Annotated in this window: 13 protein-coding genes and 3 pseudogenes; 4 read left to right on the forward strand and 12 right to left on the reverse strand. The window is 59.8% G+C overall.

The genetic code is table 11. From position 1 onward, the window contains the following. Positions 1–532: 532 nt before the first annotated feature. The 6 genes and pseudogenes from IVB54_RS34245 to IVB54_RS34270 form a co-directional block, all read right to left on the reverse strand. A pseudogene (locus tag IVB54_RS34245) lies at positions 533–1,411 on the reverse strand (SMP-30/gluconolactonase/LRE family protein); the annotation flags it as partial. Continuing rightward, positions 1,408–2,235, reverse strand: a complete 828-nt coding sequence (locus tag IVB54_RS34250; RefSeq protein WP_018454574.1) for a citryl-CoA lyase — start codon at positions 2,233–2,235, stop codon at positions 1,408–1,410. The gene IVB54_RS34250 and the pseudogene IVB54_RS34245, both read right to left, overlap by 4 nt. Before the next feature lie 55 nt (positions 2,236–2,290). Then, positions 2,291–3,556 (reverse strand): CoA transferase, encoded by a 1,266-nt coding sequence (locus tag IVB54_RS34255; protein ID WP_247776941.1) that lies wholly within the window; start codon positions 3,554–3,556, stop codon positions 2,291–2,293. A 54-nt stretch (positions 3,557–3,610) separates the two neighbouring features. Further along, entirely contained in the window at positions 3,611–4,633 is a 1,023-nt protein-coding gene (locus tag IVB54_RS34260) for an ABC transporter substrate-binding protein (RefSeq protein WP_247284001.1), read from the reverse strand. Between the two features lie 33 nt (positions 4,634–4,666). Further along, positions 4,667–5,440 (reverse strand): ABC transporter permease, encoded by a 774-nt coding sequence (locus tag IVB54_RS34265; protein WP_247283999.1) that lies wholly within the window; start codon positions 5,438–5,440, stop codon positions 4,667–4,669. Then, complete coding sequence (locus tag IVB54_RS34270; protein ID WP_247364085.1) at positions 5,424–6,212, reverse strand: ABC transporter ATP-binding protein; 789 nt, start codon at positions 6,210–6,212, stop codon at positions 5,424–5,426. The genes IVB54_RS34265 and IVB54_RS34270 overlap by 17 nt, the downstream gene beginning before the upstream one ends. Before the next feature lie 163 nt (positions 6,213–6,375). Between IVB54_RS34270 and IVB54_RS34275 the strand changes: the two genes are divergently transcribed. Continuing rightward, positions 6,376–7,065: an IclR family transcriptional regulator gene (locus IVB54_RS34275; protein WP_256465332.1), complete on the forward strand. Its 690-nt coding sequence runs from the start codon at positions 6,376–6,378 to the stop codon at positions 7,063–7,065. A gap of 184 nt (positions 7,066–7,249) precedes the next feature. Next, entirely contained in the window at positions 7,250–7,438 is a 189-nt protein-coding gene (locus tag IVB54_RS34280) for a hypothetical protein (RefSeq protein WP_018454579.1), read from the forward strand. Between the two features lie 265 nt (positions 7,439–7,703). Here the strand turns inward: IVB54_RS34280 and IVB54_RS34285 are convergent. The 4 genes and pseudogenes from IVB54_RS34285 to istA all read right to left on the reverse strand — a co-directional run. Beyond that, positions 7,704–7,963: pseudogene (locus IVB54_RS34285) on the reverse strand (hypothetical protein); the annotation flags it as partial. Between the two features lie 54 nt (positions 7,964–8,017). Then, positions 8,018–8,369: pseudogene (locus tag IVB54_RS34290) on the reverse strand (helix-turn-helix domain-containing protein); the annotation flags it as partial. A gap of 596 nt (positions 8,370–8,965) precedes the next feature. Further along, positions 8,966–9,727: an IS21-like element helper ATPase IstB gene (gene istB / locus IVB54_RS34295; RefSeq protein ID WP_247356441.1), complete on the reverse strand. Its 762-nt coding sequence runs from the start codon at positions 9,725–9,727 to the stop codon at positions 8,966–8,968. A gap of 15 nt (positions 9,728–9,742) precedes the next feature. Next, a complete protein-coding gene (istA, locus tag IVB54_RS34300) occupies positions 9,743–11,281 on the reverse strand; it encodes an IS21 family transposase (protein ID WP_247361339.1) in 1,539 nt (512 codons plus the stop codon). Positions 11,282–12,281: 1,000 nt separating this feature from the next. Here istA and IVB54_RS34305 point away from each other — a divergent pair. Further along, positions 12,282–13,988 carry an outer membrane beta-barrel protein gene (locus IVB54_RS34305; protein ID WP_083926374.1) on the forward strand — a complete coding sequence of 569 codons (1,707 nt, stop codon included), beginning with the start codon at positions 12,282–12,284 and terminating at the stop codon, positions 13,986–13,988. Positions 13,989–14,818: 830 nt separating this feature from the next. Here IVB54_RS34305 and IVB54_RS34310 read toward each other — a convergent pair. Both IVB54_RS34310 and IVB54_RS34315 read right to left on the reverse strand, forming a co-directional pair. Beyond that, positions 14,819–15,070, reverse strand: a complete 252-nt coding sequence (locus IVB54_RS34310) for a hypothetical protein (RefSeq protein ID WP_245288394.1) — start codon at positions 15,068–15,070, stop codon at positions 14,819–14,821. Positions 15,071–15,696: 626 nt separating this feature from the next. Then, positions 15,697–17,124, reverse strand: a complete 1,428-nt coding sequence (locus IVB54_RS34315; protein ID WP_247367116.1) for an MATE family efflux transporter — start codon at positions 17,122–17,124, stop codon at positions 15,697–15,699. Positions 17,125–17,909: 785 nt separating this feature from the next. Here IVB54_RS34315 and queD point away from each other — a divergent pair. Continuing rightward, entirely contained in the window at positions 17,910–18,272 is a 363-nt protein-coding gene (gene queD, locus IVB54_RS34320; protein ID WP_018454585.1) for a 6-carboxytetrahydropterin synthase QueD, read from the forward strand. Positions 18,273–20,031 lie beyond the last annotated feature (1,759 nt).

A 20,031-nucleotide genomic window follows, 5' to 3' on the forward strand; every position in this document is an offset into this window, starting at 1 on the left:
GTCACTAAAGACTTTCAAGGCAGAAAATCCTGCTGCTTGTTGCTTCTCAAAACGAACGCTCCAACGCGTGCGTCGCGGCCGAGGACAATCGAGAACCTCGGCGCTGATGCGGTGCTTACTCCCACTGCGAGCGGGTTACCTCTTCGACTTTTTTGGCGGGTATCAACCATCAAATCGTTCTTCATGGTGCGGAGCGATACGATGGTCTTCTCAAGGCTCGTGGACCGCGAGCGGAAACCTGCCCGGCTAGAAGGCGCGGAGCCAGGTCGGCGGCGGCCCGTTGCGGGCGAGCCCGACCCAGCCTTACAAACGATAGCCGAGTCGTTCTTTCGTGCTTCCCACACAATGCCGCCAGTTTGGGATCACCGCACACAAATGCGATCCATTCGTCGCCAAGTCCAATGCCTCGGCAACTGGCAAGCCAATCATCTATGGGGCTTCTTCCTGCGACTTGATTCGGTGGACCGTCGCGTAAAGGGATTCGGTACCACGCTGTCGCTCCTGCTGGCGAACGTTCAAGGAAGGTGACGAAATCAGCCATCAACACTGATTCGGTAGAGGATTCCGTAATGAGCAATGTGCCGTTTGCCGCCTCCAATACGAGGTTCGTGCAGGTCGCCCCAGCGCAGGACTTGATGCGGGCGATCGTTTCGCCGTTCGGCGCCATGACGAAGACGTGGCCGAGGGAGGCGTGCGCTACAAAGAGCCGCCCTTTTTTATCCATCGTCAGCCCGTCAGGACCGCTGGTCCCGAAGAATAAGCTGAACCGTCCCACCTTCCCGAAGCGCCGTCACGCATCAGCGGCACGCGCCAGATGCTGTTGTCGCGCGTCATTGCGACGAACAACACGGCCTCGTCGGGACTGAGCACCAGCCCGTTCGGGCTTGGCCGTTCGAAATCAGGCAATCGAGCCGGCCGTGAGGACACAGTCGGAACACCCGGCCGGTCGGATCGTGCAATCCAGTTTGCCCCTGATCGGTGAAATAGATGTCGCCGTTGGTCGCGATATGCAGGTCGTTGCAGCCTCTGAAGGACTCGCAATTGCGGTGCCCTAGTAGCGGGCTGATAGTATCCCGCTGCGGATCGAGCTCCATGAGGCCGTTCATGTAGTCGGCCACCAGCACCCGGCCATCAGGTGCGATCTTCAGACCAATCGGCCAGCCGTCATATTCGATTATCAGAGACCAGATCCCGTCGCGCGAAATCCGGAAAATGCGGCCGAAGGGGATATCGACGACGTAGAGATCCCCGGACTTGTCGAACGACGGCCCCTCGATGAAACAATCCACCGATGGCCTCCGCGGTTGGCATCCGGCCCATTTCGAGGAAACACCACGGCGACGAAATTCCGCGGCATCGACGAGAACACGCGGGTCTCAGCCAGCTGAGGCGGCTTGTCGAGATACATCATGACGGGCCTCCCAGCGTGCGGCGCGGCTGTCCCTCATATTTGTAGCCAAACTGCTTGGGCATCGGTCCCTTGTTACGATCCTTGCGCCTGGTTTGTTCCCAGGCGTGGGCCAGGATTCCGACCGCTCGCGACAGGCAGAAGACGCCGCGCGCCAGCGGTGGCGCGAATCCGAGCTCGCCGTAAATGACCGCGGTCGCGCCATCAATGTTCATTGGGATGAGTTTGCCCTTGCGCTGCTGCATCACCCGCTCGATCGCGCGGGCGGCCTTGGCATAGTCGCCGCTGACACTGCCCTCAGCACTTGCGTCATCCACCAGCGCCAATAGCGGTGCGGCGCGGGGGTCGACCGAATGAAACCGGTGGCCGAAGCCGGGCAGATATTTGCCGCACCTTGCAGTGAAATGGTCAATTGCGGCGGCCGCTGCCTCGCCGATCTCTAGGCCATCGCGCCTCCGCAGCACATCTTCGTAGAGTTCGACCGCCTGCTCCCCTGCTCCGCCGTGCACCTCATCGAGTGTATTGATGGCGGACGCCATCGCACCATTCAGGGGCAGCCCACAGCTCACCGCCATCTGCGCAATTGCGATGGAGGGCGCGTGCGGACCGTGGTCAACGGACGCGACCAGCGCAGCTTGCAGCAGCCGCTCCTGCGCTGGCGTCGGCAGATCGCCGCGCAACATCAGCCAGATCATGGCGGGAAAGGAAATCCGGCCGATCAAATCTTCGATTGGATAACCCCGATAGGCGATGCGACCGGGCGCGATGTCGCAGATGGAGGTTCGCCACCAACGGGCCGCTTGCTGCCGCAATTCTTCTTCGCTCATTTGCGGTTCCGCCCCTTCAACCCTGCCATTGCCGATCGCCGCAAGCCGTCGAATATCATGATATTGGTCCGTCCGCGGCTACGCGGACGGGCAGGAAATCAGCCGCCCGTTGCTTTGGCGTCCCGACGGCCCGGGTTGAGACCAGCTGCTCGACCTCCGCATACGAATAGCCGAGCCGCTGCAGCCATCGCTCGGTGTCTGCTCCGAGCGTCGCAGGTGGTGAAGGCACCGAAAACTCCTCATCCAGCCGGAAGCCCGGCCGCATGATTCGTAACGGCTGCGCACCATCTTGTTCTGGGGCCAAAGTCTCGACGAATCCGCGCTCGAGAAGCTGTGGCTGCTGCAAGATTTGGGAGACCGTCAGCACGCAGCCTGCGGGGACTCCAGCCAGATTCATTTGGGCCTCCCATTCTTCAGCGGGCTTGCAACTCAACGCCTGGTTCAACTCCTCGTTCAGCGCTGCGCGATGGACCTTGCGCATCTCGCGCTCAGCAAAGCGTGGATCCGTCTTCAGGTTCGGTCGGCCAATCAGGTCGCATAGGGCTTGGTACTGCTTCTGCTCGTTGGCGGAAATGTTCAGCGGGCCTGTTGCGGTGCGGAACGTGCCGGAGGGAGCCGCGGTGAAGTTCTCGTTGCCGATGGGCTGCGGTTCCACACCAGCGTTCAGGTGGTTGGAGACGACCCATCCCATCGCTGCAACGGTGGCTTCGAGCAGGGACACGTCAATGAACCGACCGCGGCCGCTATGCCGCTGTTCGACCAGAGCCGCGGCGATGGCAAAGGCAGCAGTGAGTCCCGCAATCGTGTCGGAGATTGGAAAGCCGGTGCGCAGGGGAGCCGAGGCCGTATCGCCAGTGACGCTCATGGCACCAGACAGACCCTGAACGATCTGGTCATAGGCCGGACGGGCGGACCATGGCCCGCTCTGCCCAAAGCCGGAGATCGCGCAGTAGACGAGACGCGGGTTGTGCCTGCTGAGCACATTAAAGCCTAGGCTAAGCCGTTCCATCACCTTCGGCCGGAAGCTTTCGAGCACCACATCGGCTTCCTTGACGAGTCGCAAGAATACCTCGCGGCCCGATTCCGACTTCAAGTCCAGCGCCACGGATTGCTTGCCGGCGTTCACCGCGACAAAAGAGAGGCCCTGCAAGCGCTCTGCCCTTTGCGGATCGGCGCCGAGGCGCCGCGCGAGGTCGCCGCCGTTCGGATTTTCGACTTTGATGACCTCCGCGCCAAGACGCGCGAGATGATAACCGCAGAACGGACCGGCCAACACGTTCGACAGGTCCAGGACGCGGATGCCGGTGAGCGGCAGAGACATCTGAAGACGCCTTCCTTTAGGTGATCCGATGGTGAGAGCTTGGCCGGCTGGCAGCTATTTCAGTTGTTGTGCGGCGCGTTCCGCAAAACGATTGGTGAAGGTTTTGTTCAAGTCGATCTTTGCGGCAGCAATTTTTGGATCAAAGTCGCTCAGGACGGCCAGCGGGACCTTGGCCGCCTCGATGTCCATCTGTCCGGTTGGCGAGAAGAGCGCTTTCGATGCGTTCATGATTTCGATATTCACCTCGCGATTGTCAGTCTTGTAACCAGGAGGAATCGTATCGACGAGCTGCTCCGTCGGCGTTGCGTTGATCCAGCGGTGAGTTTTGAGCAAGGCGTTGACCAGGCGCTGGACCGTTTCGGGATTTTTGTCGATGAAAGTCTGCTGAAGGTAGAGACACGCGGTCGGATAGGACCCGCCGAAGGCCTGCTTTGAGCCTTCGATCGTGCGCGCATCGAACAGCGCTGTCGCGTTCTTTTTGCGCGCGAGAAGCGTCGCGATGGGATCGAAATAGACCAGGGCATCGACGTTCATGGCCTCAAGCGCCACCATGCCCGGTGCGCCGCTGCCGACGGCAATGATGTTGACATCGCGTGAACCCAATCCTGACTTCTTGATGTAGTAGCGCGCCATACTCTCCGTCGATGACCCCGGCGCCGTGATCCCGAGCCTGAGCCCCTTCAGGTCGGCGCCGGATCTGACCTTGTCGGCGAGGTCGCTGCGGACACCGAGCAGGACGCCCGGAATGTCATTCAGCAGGAACACGCAGGAAATTTGCTTACCCAGCACCTGCATCTGAATGGTATGATCGTAAAAGCCGATAGTCCCGTCGACAGAGCCGCCGATCAGGGCCTGCAGAGCCTTTGAGCCACCGGCCTGGAAGTTCTCGACGGTAACGTCAAGGCCTTCTTCCTTAAAGGAGCCAAGCTTCACTCCAAGTTCGACAGGCATATAGTTGAGGATTTGTGACCCCACCGCGATCTTCAATTTTGTTTTCTCGGGCTCGGTGGCATGCGCCAAAATGACCGAGAATGCGGCCAGCGCCACCACCGGCATCAATCTTATGGAAACGTGCATGCGAACCTCCATAATTGAGGGGAGAGCGTACGATCAGCTTTCGTGCGCTGGCGCCGGCCGCCAGACCAGGAGCCGCTTTTCCGCGCAGTCGACAATGGCATCGAGGACAACGACGAAGGCGGAGAGAACGATAATTCCTGCGAACACTCCGGTCGCATCGAGGACGCCTTCGGCCTGCGCAATTAAGTGCCCCAATCCTGCGGACGAGCCGAGATATTCCGCGACCACGGCTCCCATCACAGCCATGCCGACGGACACCCGCAGGCTCGACAAAATCCAGGTCGTGGCGGACGGCAGGTAGACATGCCGTAGCAGGGACGACTTCGATGCACGCAGCAGGCGGGCATTCGCCAGCACGACCGGATTGACCTCGCGGACGCCCTGGAACGTATTGAAGAATGCGACGAATAGAACCAGCGTGACGCCGAGCGCAACCTTGGACGTGAGGCCCAATCCGAACCAGATGACGAAAATGGGTCCAAGCAAGATCCGCGGGATTGCATTGAACATCTTGATAAAGGGCTGAACGACTTCGGCAGCAAATGGGCTTAAGCCCAGCCAGATGCCAAGTGCTGTGCCGATCCCGATGCCAGCCAGGAACGACAGGACCGTCTCCAGCAATGTTATGCCAATATCGCCCCAAAAGTCCGCCGTCGACATCCACTCCCCGATCCTTACGACAAGTGTCGACGGTGCCGGAAAGAAGAAGGGATCGATCAGTCCGGCCCAGACGCCCAATTCCCAGATCAGGATCATGCCAAGCAGGATGGCGAACTGCGTGAGAGCGACCCTACCCCTGCGTGACATAGCTTTTCTCCACTTCGGCGCCGAGCAGCGACCAAATTTCACGATAGAGCGCGACGAATTCGTCGGTGGTCTGCAGCGCAGAAACATCGCGCGGACGAGGGAGCGTGATCCTGACGTCGGCAACCATGCGGCTGGCGGGACCGGCAGACATCACAACGACGCGGTCCGCCAGCGTGATCGCCTCATCGAGATCATGGGTGATGAAGATGAGCGAGCGCCGGTCCGCCTGCCAGAGGTCGAGCAGGATGCGGTGCATGAGTCGGCGTGTGTGAACGTCCAGCGCGGAGAACGGCTCATCCATGAGAACGATTTTGGGCTCCATGATCAGGGTTTGTGCCATCGCAACGCGCTTGCGTTGGCCGCCGGACAATTGATGCAGATAGCGCTCCTCGAATCCCTTCAATCCAACCTTGGCGAGCCAGGGCCGTGCCTGCTCGCGCGCTTTCGCGACCGACCTGCCCTGAAAGACGAGCCCGAGGCCGACATTGTCCTGGGCGGTCTTCCAGGGCAGCAGCCCTTCCTGTTGAAGCATGTAGCCGGACTGACCGTTCAGGCCCGTAAGAGACTTGCCGAAAATGCGAACGTCGCCGGCGGCGGGCTTCAGCAGTCCGGTGACAGTGTTGAGAATGGTCGATTTTCCGCAGCCGGTCGGACCCACCACTGCAACGAATTCCGTCTCGTCCACCTGGAGGTTCATGCTTTTGACTGCCGTGAAGTCGCCGAAGCGAATCATGACGTCGTGCAAGTCCACGGCAAGTCCCGGCCGCCCCATTGTTTCGCTCCATAGAACTTGTTCTGAAACCTGGAACCGAGTAGCTCGCGTTCTCACGAGGAGTCAATCGTATTCTGACGTGGGGGATTGTGCTCGCGCTAGCTTGGTGGACTCCTGGCGTCAGTTTGACTATTGGTTCTGCACAGCAGAACCAGAGGTATTGATGGTAAGAACAGGCGTTGATGCGGTCACGCGGGCACTGGCAATCCTTAAGGCGTTCGACCCGGAGCGCGCCGCGATGACGCTGACGCAGATTGCGGATGCGACTGACCTCTACAAGAGCACAGTCCTTCGCCTTGCCGCATCTCTGGAGGCGGGTGGGTTCCTGGTGCGGGGTACGAACCGGCTATTTCGACCCGGACCGGAGCTATGGCGCCTTGGGGCGCTCTATCAGCGCGGGCTCGACCTTGGTGACCTGATCAGACCCTCGCTCCATCGTCTGGTCGAGGCTACCGGAGAGACCGCATCCTTCTACATCGCGGAGGGCGACGAGCGCATCTGCCTTTATCGCGTCAATTCTCCGCGTTCGGTCCGGCATCACCTCGAAGAGGGTCACCGATTGCCGATTGACCGCGGCGCTGCCGGCCGTGTTCTTACCGCCTACCGCGATTCTGCATCAACCGATGGAAAGAAGGTCAGAGATCGTGGCTTCTACGTCTCGATCGGCGAGCGGGATCCTGAGGTCGCGGCTGCAGCTGTGCCTGTGATCGACGTTCATGGCCAATTGCGCGGCGCTCTCTCGGTGTCCGCCATTCGGAGGCGCTTTGATACAGATGCTCGGAAGGCTGCGATTCTAGTTCTGAAGTCCGAGGCTAAAGCGCTGATCGGTCTGCTGCCCGCAAGCGAGCGCTGAGCTACAATGGCAGCGTTCCGTTTATGACGCACAGCTCAGCGGGTGCCGCAAGGGCCTCTCCTGAGCGCAGCGTGCATTTTTCACATTATTGAGGAGCATCGGGACGCGAATCGGCGAGGCGTTCTTTTGCGACAAGAATTTGGTGGTGGAAGGAATGCCCTGACAAACGACAGAGCGTCGTGCAGTGGTGACGCCCCTGAAGCCGTTCCTGGAGTCGTTCCAAGTGATCCCGCCGCAGATCATCCTCGAGCTCGACGCCACCTACCTGTACACGGGCATAAGGAGGGAGGCTTCTTCAAAGGCTACGCTGCTGGATATATGTGCTGGTGTTCTGGAGCCGGCATCTGCTGAGGGCCAAGCTGCGGCGCGCTGACATCGATGCAAGCGCGGCCAGAACGTTGCGCAGTTGTGCGGCCGTTCGACCCATTTGGCCACCATCTTCGGCGTGGTGTTGAACTGGCGCGCGGCGGCGTGCATTGCTCAGTGCCGTTTCCACACACCGCACCATGGCCTCTCGACCTTTCGGCGTCAGGGGAGCATTCTTGTGGCTGCTCATCTGGGCATTCCGTGGAACGCTGAAGCTTCGCAACTTCAGCTTCCTGGGTTCGGACCAGATGGACAACCTCCTGAAAGACCACATCTAGCTCATGCACCGGCGTGGTCCTCACACGCCTGATGATGTCGAGCGCCACGGTCTGATTGGTGTCGCACCCCAGGCACCGAACTTCCAAGTAAGAATAACCGACATTGATCGCGTCGCTAATCGTAGGTGACGGCGGGGTCGGTCCCTTCCACGCCTCGCAAGCCAGCTTGTCGGCTTGCTTGCGCTCCTTTGCACGCTCGGCCGACATTCCGATTGGGGGCCGAACAGAAAGTCGCGGGCGGCATGGCGCTGCAGAGAAGTGCAGTAAGACCTTCAACGCGAACAATCAACTAGTGGGCGCACGAGCGCGGCCGTGAAGTTCGCGTCGGTGCTCTCACACCAGGACTTGCGAGCCGCGAGGTCTACTGTGGCTCCGCAAGAACCGCCCGACATATTGGACGTCAACGTCGCCCGCCGCCTCGGCCGGCAGAGGGCCTTGTCCAGTGCGCAAACCCTTGCACGGGCAGCTCATCTAGCAGCTTCAGAATCCGCTCCTCGGCCGTCCTCGTGTAAATCGGCTGCTTGCCAGACCGCGGCTCGTCTTGCAGCCCTTCAAGCCATAGTCAGCATAGCGATGGCGCCAAATGGCGAGCGACAACACGCCTCAAGCGCATTGCGATCTTTCCTCGAAAAGGTGGAGTTCTCTTGCTTCAAGGATCATCCATATTCCTGAAGCACGACTCGCGACTAAGAAAAGTGGGTACTGGTCCCGTTCATGGCGTATCGCTCTCCTTGAGAGCTTCTGGCAGGCTCGACATCCGCCTGATACGCCGCCTATCTCAGTCCGTCATCACCCAGCTTATTCAGAGATCGAAGTGATCGATGATGATCTCGGTCGTTCAGCCGCCGGCGGCTTACACACGCCGGCTTCGAACGAATGGTAGCGGAGGTTTGCCTTGGTAGGGTTGGTGCGGTTTGCGCCGGCGAGGTCTCGCGCTTCGCTCGCAACAGTCGGGATTGGCAGCAACTCATCGAGATGTGCCGCGTGGCCGATACCGGCTCTGGTCGATCAGGAGACCATTTAAGCGCTGAGGCCTGGCAACGACCGCCTGCTGCTCCGGGTAAGGGGCAGCCTCAACGAGTACGAACCGGATCTGTTGCGCCAGCGCTCGCTCTCGGCACGCTGTGAGAAGGCGCTCCGGGGCGAGTTGGTTATGGCTGCGCATTTCGCTGATGGTGAGCGGCGATTTCAGGCGATCGTGAGCAGCTGTTTCGCGCGATGGTGAGCAGCGGCTTTGACCGACATGGGTGATTGGTTCAGGGGTTTGAGTTGGCGTCAAGAGTTTGATTGCGGGCGTTCTGCTTTCGCATGCTTTCTCCGGAGAGTTGCAGACGGTGAGCGTTGTGAACGAGGCGATCCAGGATGGCGTCGCCGAGGGTTGGGTCGCCGATAACGTCGTGCCAATGTTCAACAGGGACCTGACTGGTGACGATGGTGGAGGCGCGACCGTGGCGATCATCGAGGATCTCCAGAAGGTCGCGCCGTTCGGGCGGATTTAGAACTGACAGGCCCCAATCATCGAGGATCAGAAGTTGAACGCGGCCGATGGTTTTGAGCAGCCGGCCATATCGGCCGTCGCCGCGAGCCAGGGCGAGCGCCTCGAACAGGCGCGGGACGCGGTGATACTGGACCGAACGAGTGTCGCGGCAGGCCTTGTGGCCGAGGGCGCAGGCAATCCAGCTTTTGCCGAGCCCGGTTGCCCCTGTGATGAGCAGGTTCTCGTTGCGGTCGATCCAGTCGCCGCCGACGAGTCTGGCGAAGACGCTGCGGTCGATGCCGCGTGGCGTGCGCAAATCGACGTCTTCCACGCATGCGCTCTGGCGTAGCGCGGCGAACTTGAGACGGGTCGTGAGACGTTTGGTGTCGCGCTCGGCGGCTTCGCGATCGACGAGAAGCCCGATGCGCTCCTCGAACGGCAGGGCGTCGAGGTCCGGTGATCGTCGCTGCTCCTCGAAGGCTTTGGCCATTCCGGTCAAGCCAAGCGTGATCAGCCGTTCATGGGTGGGGTGTGTCAGCATTGGAGTCTCCCTGGTTCAGTGGAAATAGCCCTGACCGCGGATGTTGCCGTGGCGCAGGGGCTGGTGGTCGGACGTCTCGTCGAGGAAAGCGCGATCGAGGCCGCTCTTGAGGATCGAACGGATCGAGGCGACGGAGCGAGCCTTGATCAGGATGCCGCGTCGGCAGGCGGCATCGACGCGCGCATGGTCGTAGCTCCTGGCCAGCGACAGAATACCGAGGCAGGTGCGAAAGCCTTGCTCGGGGTGCGGCCGGGCTTCGATGACGACCTGGAAGAACGCCGCCGTCGATGGACCGATCTTCTCGCCGGCGGCGATCAGCCCTCCCGTTGTCCATTTGCCGTAGCGGCGGTGGGCGCTGGGCATATGATCGGCAATCGTGGTGTGGCCGCGCCGGTTGGGCGCACGGGCGTGGCTGGCGATCCTCTGTCCCTTGTGGAAGACCTCGACGGTCTTGTCGGCGATACGGACATCGACGAGTTCACGGATCAGGCGGTAAGGGGTGGAATACCAATGGCCGTCGATCTCGACGTGATAATCTGGGGCGACACGGCAACGCTTCCAGCGCGCAAAGACGTAGGGCTGGTCCGGCAGTTCTCTCAACCTGGGGCGATCAATCTCGGCGAACAGTTCGGTCCGGCTGGAGCCGAAGCCGCGCATCTGGCGGGCGTTGAGTTCGACGACGAGCCCGCGGATGGCGGTATTGAGCTCCGCCAGGGAAAAGAAGCGCTGGTTGCGCAGGCGGGCCAGGATCCAGCGCTGGGCGATCTGGACTGCGACCTCAACCTTGGCCTTGTCCTTTGGTCGCCTCGGCCGGGCCGCCAGGATCGCGGTGCCGTAATGGCCGGCCATCTCAGCATAGGTGCGGTTGATCCCGGGATCGTAGCGATCGGGGTTGGTCACGGCGGCCTTGAGATTATCGCAGACCACGAACTTCGGCACGCCGCCGAGATACCTGAACAGGCTGGCATGCACGCCGATCCAGTCGGACAGGCTCTCGCTTGGGCAGGCCTCGGCGTAGGTGTAGTTCGAGGCCCCCATCGCCGCGACGAACAGCTTCATGGCGCGCACTTCGCCGGTGATGGGATCGAAGATATCGATGGTGTCGCCGGCGAAATCGACGAATACCTTCTCCCCACCGGCGTGGGTCTGACGCATGCTTGGCCGGGCCCGCTGCTTCCAGGCCTCGAACGTCGTGCAAAACCAGGTATAGCCAAAGCCGTCCGGATTGGCGGCGCGATACTCTTCCCACAACAGCAGGCGCGTCACGCTGCGGCGGCGCAGCTCCTTCTCGACATAAGCCCAATCCGGTGTCGGGCGCCGGTCGCTTTGCGAGGCTGCCGTCGGCGCCGGAAACAGCAGCAGTTCAAGGTTCTCGTCGTCCAGGCCCTCCGGCAGCGGCCAGGTCAGCCCCGCAAGGCGGGCGCGACGCACATAACCGTGTACGACCCCATTGCTCACTCCCAACGTCCGCGCGATGACGCGCTCGGTCAGGCCCTGGTGCCTCAAACGTAGAACTTCTCGGATCCGGCGCATCGACAATCTCTCGGTAGGCATCAGGCTTCCTCATTGGTTGAATGAGAAATCCGTAGCCCGGTTGAGTTGTCGGTCGAAGCGTCCGGCACCGCCAAACGTTGCTCACGATCGCCTGAAATCGCTGCTCACGATCCTCTGAAATCGTTGCTCACGATGCGCTGAAATCCGTGCTCACGATCCCGCGAAACGCGCATATGGCAGCGCCCGTCGGCTTCATGAAGCCCGGCGGCCGTTATGAGAAAGACGGATCGGCGTGTCCAGGATCAAGATGGTGTTCGACCAGGTCGAGGAACTGGGCGGATCGCGACAGGCGCGTTGCTGGCGCCACGGGTCCAATCTCGATCCCGGTGAAGCAGACCAACGGGGACACGGCCCGGCGGCGACCACACTACTCCGCCATCGGCAGGCTTAAACACCGGGATATGGTAGTTCGAGCGCATTGATGTGACGCGCTCGGGGTACGCGATTGCCGTTGCCGGTCTTGAGGCCATTGCGATTGAGGGGGCGGCAATGAGATCGTCGCTGGCGATCAGCACCAGTCGGCGCGCGGTTGGATGGTGTCGGCGGAGAGCATCACGCAACTGATGCCGCCGTTCTTTAGCTCTCTTGCCGGCCGCGGTTGCAGCGGCGATCGCCCCGGCCGACGACACCAAGCGGCGCTTCCTCGATCACCGCGCTGAACGATGCGGAGTTGCATGCCCTACACCGGCGTATTGACGGGCGATGGGACAACTGTTCGAAGCGCGACGCCCTGTCGGACGATAGCAGCGCAGACTGTCAGTCTTGAGACAAATGTCAGCAACTTGACGCTACACACCTCACGGAGTGCCTGCAGAGCTTCGAACTCTCTTCGGCACGAGGTTTGCTTTACTCAGTCATCATCATCACCACGCAGTGCGATGGTCTTCGGGACGGGCTCGGCGCATCGCCGTTAGCGTCTGGTCCGCCCCGACGTTTTGCTGCGGCGATAACTTAAGGGCGCTCGGTTGTCGACCGAGAAAATGCAGGGAAGGAAGTATTGGTGCGATCTGGAGTTTTTCTTTCGGGAGCCACAACAATTGCGCTCATCGCAACCGGTGCAGCCAATGCGGCGGACCTTGAGCCAGAAGTGAAACTGCCACCAGCGGTGTGGAGCTGGTCCGGAGGCTATATTGGCGGGCACGTCGGCGGTGGGTACGGCCGAACCTCCTTCGGTAATCCCTACGGTCCGTCAATCTATGGCGGCGTCGTCGATACCCCAGTGTTCCTCGCAGGAGGCCAGATCGGCTACAATTGGCAGAAGAACGGCTGGGTCTTTGGCGTCGAACTAGATGCCAGCGGCGCTGTCTCCGATGGCACAAATACTTGTCTGGCCGCCTCCGGCTTTGTTGTGAGCGCAAACTGCACGGCTGGTCCAAACCTCTTTACCACCGGGACCGGTCGCGTCGGTTACGTGTTGGACGCTCTCGGCCATACGCTGGCCTATCTCAAGGGAGGCGTGGCTTGGCAATACAATCAGGGCAACGTCCTCAATAACTACGAATTCAATGACCTCGGGCTGCAGAAGAAAACTCATTTCGACTATGGTCAGGTCGGTGGCGTCATCGGGCTGGGCGTCGAACAAGCGCTTACGCCTGCATGGTCGGTCAACGTAGAGTATGACTATCTGCATTTCGGTGGGCCAAGCGTCGCAACGCCTACGACGGTGCAGCTTCCGCCGTTCGCAATTCTTCCGGCGAACACAACGAGCCTGTCCAGCAGCTATCACATCGGAAAGATCGGGTTGAACTACCATTTTGGCGCCGACCCATGGGCGGCGCAATGGGCCGATGCGCCGCTGTATGCGAAAGCACCTGCCGGCGCGCCGCCGATTGCTTACACGGCCGGTTGGTCGTTCGAAGGCGGATCGCGGCTCTGGCTCAGCCGGGGACGATTCCAATGGGACGCCAGCGCTGTTCCCCATGGGATCCCTACTGGAGATCCTAACATTCTTGTATCAAGGCTCACCTACCACGGCCTCGACGGACTTTCCGGCGAATTATTTGGCCGTCTTGACAGCCCGTGGGGAGTGTTCCTGAAGAGCAACGTCGGCATCGGGCGCTTCGATAAAGGAAAGATGAACGATGAAGATTGGAGCCTCCCTCGCGGGGTCTCTTATAGCAACACGATATCGGGCCAGGCAAACGGAAGGTTCACCTATTATACGGTCGACGCGGGTTACGATTTTTTGCGCGGCGCCAACTACAAGCTCGGCGGATTTATCGGCTGGGCCTATTACGCCCAGAACTCCGATACGATGGGATGCATGCAGATTGCCAACCCCATGACACTATGCCCGGCGTCGGCTGATCAAATCATTGGCAGCCAGGATACGCAGTGGAATGCACCTCGCGTCGGCCTGAGCGCCGAAACCATGCTTACCGAGCGTTGGCGTTTAAGCACGGATGTCGCTTACCTGCCTTGGACCGATTTCGCTGGTCGCGACCACCATCTGTTGCGCCCGAGGACTACCTTTATTGATCATCGCGGGAATGGAGGCGGGGGTGTACAGGCCGAAGGCGTGTTGTCCTACTTCATCACCGATAATCTCAGCCTCGGCGTCGGCGGGCGCTATTGGGCAATGTGGACCCAAAAGGACAGCGAAGCGATATGCACAGGCTGTTATCCGGGAACCACTGCGGCTCAGTTTTCGAAGTTCAGCATAGAGCGCTGGGGTACGTTCTTTCAGGCCTCTTACAAGGTCAATTGAAAAGGCCCACCGTAGTCAAGCTCCAGACTCCAGCCTTCCTGGACGAGCATCCTGAAGCCGTACGCGTTTCCCTGGCAGAAGTACCTTGAACCGTCCGAGACGTTTTCGAAGCTGGAAGTCATTACCGGCGTGGCCCGCCCGGATTTACGGTGGAGTCCGCCGCCGAATAGTAGTGAGATACTGTCGAGCAGCTGATGGAATCGTGGGAGCGGCGCCAGGCTGGAATCGGCACCTTCAACAAGCCCCACAAAGATTTGCCTTTGTAAGTGTGACGGGTGAAAACAAGCTTCAATTCTGATCGACGGGCATTCGTAAGACGTACGGACTCATTCACTAGTAAAGAAAGGGCCGCCGCCGTGAACTTCGGCGGTGACCCACCTAGGCCTACGGTGCAGAAAACTCCGGTCCGTCATCGGCCCGACTATCGAACTTGCAGCGAGATCACACTAATGGGGAAACCGTCCGCGTGTTTCTTTTGCTCCACGAACGCGCTCGACACCTATCGCGATGGCTGCCGTGCGATTGTTTTCACGTTTGCTTCGCGCCAAGACGCGCTCGAAAGCACGATCCAAAGTTGATACTCCCTACTCGTGACTTCCTCCTCCTCCCAGAATAGTCGTTGGAAGCCCTGCACCCCATTCAAAGTAGCTGACCACGACACCGCCCGAGTTGCGGAGAATATGGCGATGAGAAAGATCTGCTCCTGATGGCCTTCCTACTGGCTATTTCGGGGTCGATGCCCGTTCCGGGCAGCCGGAACAAGCATGTCACACGGGATCGTCAGCAGCTCGCCTGGGTCTAGAGCAAGCTCGCTGGAGTGGCCATCCAGGCTACCTAGGAGGCAGCATGTCCGACCAGCTGTGGTATATCGAGCGCCGAGGTCGATAAAGCGCGCCCGTGTGATCTCTGACTCCGATCACTTTCGCTCGCATATTGTGTAGCTCGAGTGCGGTGATCGAACCGACATCTCCAAAGCCTTGAACAATACCGTGACAGATTCCTTCGGCATCAGCAGGCGGGTTCTTAGGTCGTCTGGTATCCTCGGGATAATTCGCGATCAGTTCGAATTGCTTTACGGCCATCTCAAACACTTGCCCAGTGCAGACAGTCACGATAGCTCCTGAGCCTGGATATGAAACGTCGGAATGCTTGTGCTTCAGAGCACCGAGCTCCCTGGTGCGTGTTGCGCGTTTCAGACGCGGGTGAGACAACTAGTCCAATCAGCAAGATTGCGTCTCGCGGTCACGCCAGAAATATCACCAATGCGATGAAAGCGAGATTGACCGAGGCGGCCACGACGGCCCAACAGCAAATCGTGGCAGGCGAAAAATCAAGAGCGTCCTGCGAAGTGTCGACCCAAAGCGGCGGCATTCAAGTCAGCTCCAAAGACGCGGGTTAAGAGACAAACCTGCATAAGCGCAGAAACCACCCACTCTGCTAAAGCCGAGCCTTTCGGCCGCGCGTAGAGCCCTTGCCACCCCGCCTGGCGAGCGGGAGCACATCGGCTATCGCTCGCCGAACTGCCCGATCCGTCCGCTAGGCGAGCCGGTGCGATCCGCGAGTGCGAGGAGCACGGCTGGAGGAAGGACCGCGCGGATCGCACGCCCGCGAGCCCGCAAAATCCGTGCCCACTGGCAGCCCGTCTTGCCGCGAGCTTCTCGGGAGGCTTGCGCCCAATGCTCTGGGTTCGATGACATCCATTCTAAGGTCAACCCGCTATCCCGATCGCTCTTGAGCCACGGTGCCGGAGCGCTCGTCTGAGCTCACCGAACTGATGGAACATGACGAACAGAGCGATCATTCCGGCGCCCAGCTCAGCGATTGCTTGACTGGCTAACAGCCCATCGAAACCCGCAACCACCGGGAATAACAGTACGGCCGGTATGAAGAGATAGCCCTGCCTCGCCAGGGCCACAATTGCACTGAGGCGTGCTCTCCCAAACGCCTGAAGCATTGCCGTCACGAAACTCTGAACCCCAAACAGTCCAAAGAAGAGATGGAACACGATGCAGGACGAGACGGCTATTTCCGTGACATTCTCGTTATCGCTAAATAGACTCACCAAAGGCCTTGCAAAGACAACAACGGCCGCAGAATACGCGATGGAGAATGCGACCGTCACGAAGAGCATGAACTTCGCAGCCTTCAGAATACGAACATAGTCGCGTGCGCCCCAACCGAAACCCAGGATAGCTTGAGCGCCTATGCAGAACCCGGTGATAGGCAGTGCGCCGACCATCAAGATTCGCACAGCTATTCCAACTGCAGCGATGGAATCATCGCCGAACGGTGCGGCAGCTCCGTACAAGAGCATAACCGCAAGAGCCGATAAGATACTCGTCATTGTCGCTGGCGCGCCCACCAACGCGAGCTGTCTGATGCGATCTGCTCGCAATGATATGTGAGATATCCTGACGAGAACTGTCCCGCCAAGCTTCGCAAAATACCCAATATACAGTCCAATAGCGGCGATCTGCGATACCAGCGTTGCGAGGGCTGCGCCACGCACGCCAAGGTCAAACAAGAATATGAAGACAGGGTCAAGCACAGCGTTCAGTAGAAACGAGGTAAGCATCGCCCACATGCTGAATCGCGTATCGCCTTCGGCTCTGACAATGAACCCGCTAACGATGTTTAGAAGCATCAGGGTGTTCCCGAACAAAAGCGTTCCCGCGTAGTCGAGCGCCACGGGCATGATGGTTGGAGTCGCTCCGAGGATTGCGAATATCGCTGGCAGACTTGGAAGCAGAGCGACGGTAACTATGATGCCAACCGGAGCGGTGAGCGCGAGAGCTGTACTTGCGCCTCGACTCGCCTCTAGGTACTCACGAGCGCCCAGATGACGAGATATGAAGGACGCCGTTCCAACACCGATTCCCTGTGCGGCTGCCGCGAGCAGGACCATGATCGGCAAGGTCATGCTCACAGCTGCGGTCGCCTGCGCGCCAAGTGCGCCAACAAAGATCGCATTGACGACCTGCTGTAAAGCATGGATCGATAAACCAACAACAGATGGAATGGCGAGCCGCAGGATAAGGCTCGAGAGATTCGGGTCCGATAGATCGATGTGCTGTTTCTTCTGTGGCATCAAACTTCGCTCGCTCTCGAGCGCGAATTCCGTATCCGGCTCATTCATGCATGAACGTGTCGCGATTTTCCAAATTCGCTGATCGCGCACTCAGCGCAAGCTTTTCCGATCCGCTCTTGCACAGCGGTACATAAGTTTATCTGCGCCGATCGATCGTCGTGATCGCGTGGACCCGTTTGACGTTTCACAAGCTGATTTTTGCCTTGGTCGATTTTCCCTAGGCATACGCCTCCCGCCAATCGCAGGCTTCTGCGGCTCTTAAGTAGAACAACGAGGATCCTGATTGAGGTGTCCGTGCGTAGCCACCTAGGTTCTGCCAGTCATATTGTGCCGTTCTGCCCTTTGTTGACTTCTCATCCGTTGCGTTTTTCCTCGATGATGATCGGCGGGGGAACGCGGCCGGACCCTAGAGCCTCAACTTGGCTTTGGCATCTACCGGATCTTGTAGTAGACGCTCCATCGTCTGCATGGCACACGCAATGAACGTGCCCAGAACCAGTGTTAGGTTCGGCGACGATGTCGTGCAAGCGCTCCATGATCTCGGGTTCCTTGTCGCGATCGAGACGAACGGCAGGCTGCTGGTCCCGGCCGGCGTGGTAACTGGGTTTGCGGCAGCAAATCGCGCCGCACTGGCCATCGCTCGCGGACACGAACTCAAAATTCGTGTAGGCGCAGCCGTGTGCCGGCGGTTCGATGAGAGGGCTCGGACGATTTCTGCTTCGGCCCACAGACGGTCCTGGCGCCGTCGACCACATGCGGCAGGCCGTCGCGCAACGCCTGACTCATCGGAAATGGCGAATCAGCGTGCAATGTCACAAACATCCCGGCATCAGATGAAGATATCCCAGGTATTTAAGTTCGAGGCAGCGCACCGACTTCCAACTGTCCCGCAGACACATCGCTGTCATCGGACGCACGGTCATTCCTATCGCGTCGAGGTCGTGCTGAACGGGCCCGTCGATCCGCACACCGGGTTCGTCATGGATTTCTTCAGCATGGAAGAAGCGTTCGGTCTTCTTCTAAAGAAGCTCGATCACCATTGCCTGAACGAAGTCCCGGGACTCGAAAATCCGACGGCGGAAAATATCGCCATCTGGATCTGGCAGCACGCGAAACCGCGCCTTGCGCAACTCTCGAGCGTGAGGGTGTACGAGACGACAGATTGTTGGGCCGAATATGAGGGGCCCGATCGCTGAATTCCGCGCTCATTTTGGGCTGTATTGATGCGGCGCGCCTGTCCTTCTTCGGCTCCGAAACCGACGATCTGCGCTTCGGCTCCTCATCGGCCCGATCCGCGGGCAGATTCCCTCGCTCACGGGAGGCCCTTTGGATCTCGCGGGAGGTCAGACGACGGCGCCCTGCAAGGCTAGGATCTCAAGGAGCGCGAGGCAGCCATCGACAGCGCCATGAGCCGCCGCCTTCATCAGCAAATGCGGCAGCTGTAGGCCTCCGAAGCCCGCCGGACCAATTGCCCGGGTTGAGCCGATTTATGCCTCCCGCGACGACCTGGTGTATGTGCCTGCATGGATGATGATCAGGACCTTTACGCGAGAGGCGGCCTTGAGGGACGACCGGCTTTGACGGGAATCTGAGTCGAGAAGGCCCTCATCATAGGGCACTTTCGGCTTCGGTAGGTTCCCCTTCCACGCCACGCTCGTCGAGCGCTTGACGCGCCGCGCCGGTGAAGCCATCCGGCGTCAGCCTCGAGGGACTGGCGCGGCCATGGGGCGTGGCCGAGCCGTACAAGACGGCCCTTGCCCAGAGGGGTGCGAAGCGCGCGCAAGGCCTGATCTTCACCGCCGAGCTTGGTGAACTCACACACTAGGAAGACAACGTCATCCTTCTTGCGCTCGATCTTTTCAAGCGAGGTCTGATGCTTTGGCATCGTGGTCTCCGTTCCCACAAAACATGGACGCATAAACGCGAAGACGTTCAATAAAATAGGACAAAACATAATTACACCACTCCGACGCACCGAGGCGGCCATCCTAATGCCTCGACGGAGCCGCGATTCCCGTTGCGGGCTGGCTGATTCCTCGTGGAAAACGGCGAAGGTATCCTGTCCAACCCGATCTTGGCCGAGACGGCAGACTCCGCGTGCTCTTCCCACCACAGGCCAGCGGGTCGCTGTATATCGCCAGCGCTGGTGAGGCGCCACGGGGCATCATCGACGGTGTCTCGCCAGCCGACAGGGAGGAAGTCCGCGGGGATCCAGACGCCGGACGGGAGCTGAAGCGAGTTCAGTTTTGAACTGCTTGGATGCCGGAACGAGAGGACTCTGTCAGAAGTAAGCGTTTTTCTGACAGTGCTTTTTCGACGCGCGCTTGCGGAGCTCACCCACACGCGAGTGCTTGCTCTTGGAGGCTCGACGCAAGGGTCATCGAACCAACGGAATAAGAAAGCCCCAACCAGCGACGGTTCCTTGGGTCGAACCACGGCGTCTGGGCTGTGCGCGACAATCCGTCCGCCAGCGGTTGATGGACGAGCCGGCGCTCCGCGCCGGCCACTACACATCTGTACGAGAGCCTCATGAGCCGAGAACGGGTCCGCTAGGCACAGCTCACGCAGCAACGGACTTCGTCGCCGTCACCCGCAAGTATTTTTACTCCGCTTTGCTTAGCGTATCTGCTCTCGACTACGCGCCTCATCGCTAGGAATGCCCTCACGCGCGCCGCGGCACTTCAACAATTTCATTTTCATTCGACGCTGCCGAAGTCAGCATGCGAGAAGCGTTGCGAGTAATCGCTGCGGCTTGGCTGTAGCGCAGCGCAGAAATTTAGGCTAGCTTCTGCTCGCGAGTTTGCAAATGCGTACCCGCACCCGATCTCTCCGAAGACAACGAGCGATCATTCGACCGCTCGCCCCCTCACATCCTCAGAGCTGGGATAATCCGGACAATGAGGAAATCTGGTTTGAGTTGGCGCGCGCTATCGGACGTCAGGTCGCACGGGATGA

The sequence above is a fragment of the Bradyrhizobium sp. CW1 genome, assembly GCF_023100665.1.
Lineage (GTDB): Bacteria > Pseudomonadota > Alphaproteobacteria > Rhizobiales > Xanthobacteraceae > Bradyrhizobium > Bradyrhizobium canariense_D.

Coding starts and splice junctions, on each gene's coding strand:
- queD (WP_018454585.1), top strand. CDS start 17,910: ATGAAGATATCCCAGGTATTTAAGTTCGAGGCAGCGCACCGACTTCCA.
- IVB54_RS34260 (WP_247284001.1), bottom strand. CDS start 4,633: ATGCACGTTTCCATAAGATTGATGCCGGTGGTGGCGCTGGCCGCATTC.
- IVB54_RS34315 (WP_247367116.1), bottom strand. CDS start 17,124: ATGAATGAGCCGGATACGGAATTCGCGCTCGAGAGCGAGCGAAGTTTG.
- IVB54_RS34265 (WP_247283999.1), bottom strand. CDS start 5,440: ATGTCACGCAGGGGTAGGGTCGCTCTCACGCAGTTCGCCATCCTGCTT.
- IVB54_RS34250 (WP_018454574.1), bottom strand. CDS start 2,235: ATGAGCGAAGAAGAATTGCGGCAGCAAGCGGCCCGTTGGTGGCGAACC.
- IVB54_RS34275 (WP_256465332.1), top strand. CDS start 6,376: ATGGTAAGAACAGGCGTTGATGCGGTCACGCGGGCACTGGCAATCCTT.
- istB (WP_247356441.1), bottom strand. CDS start 9,727: ATGCTGACACACCCCACCCATGAACGGCTGATCACGCTTGGCTTGACC.
- istA (WP_247361339.1), bottom strand. CDS start 11,281: ATGCCTACCGAGAGATTGTCGATGCGCCGGATCCGAGAAGTTCTACGT.
- IVB54_RS34310 (WP_245288394.1), bottom strand. CDS start 15,070: ATGGCCGTAAAGCAATTCGAACTGATCGCGAATTATCCCGAGGATACC.
- IVB54_RS34270 (WP_247364085.1), bottom strand. CDS start 6,212: ATGGGGCGGCCGGGACTTGCCGTGGACTTGCACGACGTCATGATTCGC.
- IVB54_RS34255 (WP_247776941.1), bottom strand. CDS start 3,556: ATGTCTCTGCCGCTCACCGGCATCCGCGTCCTGGACCTGTCGAACGTG.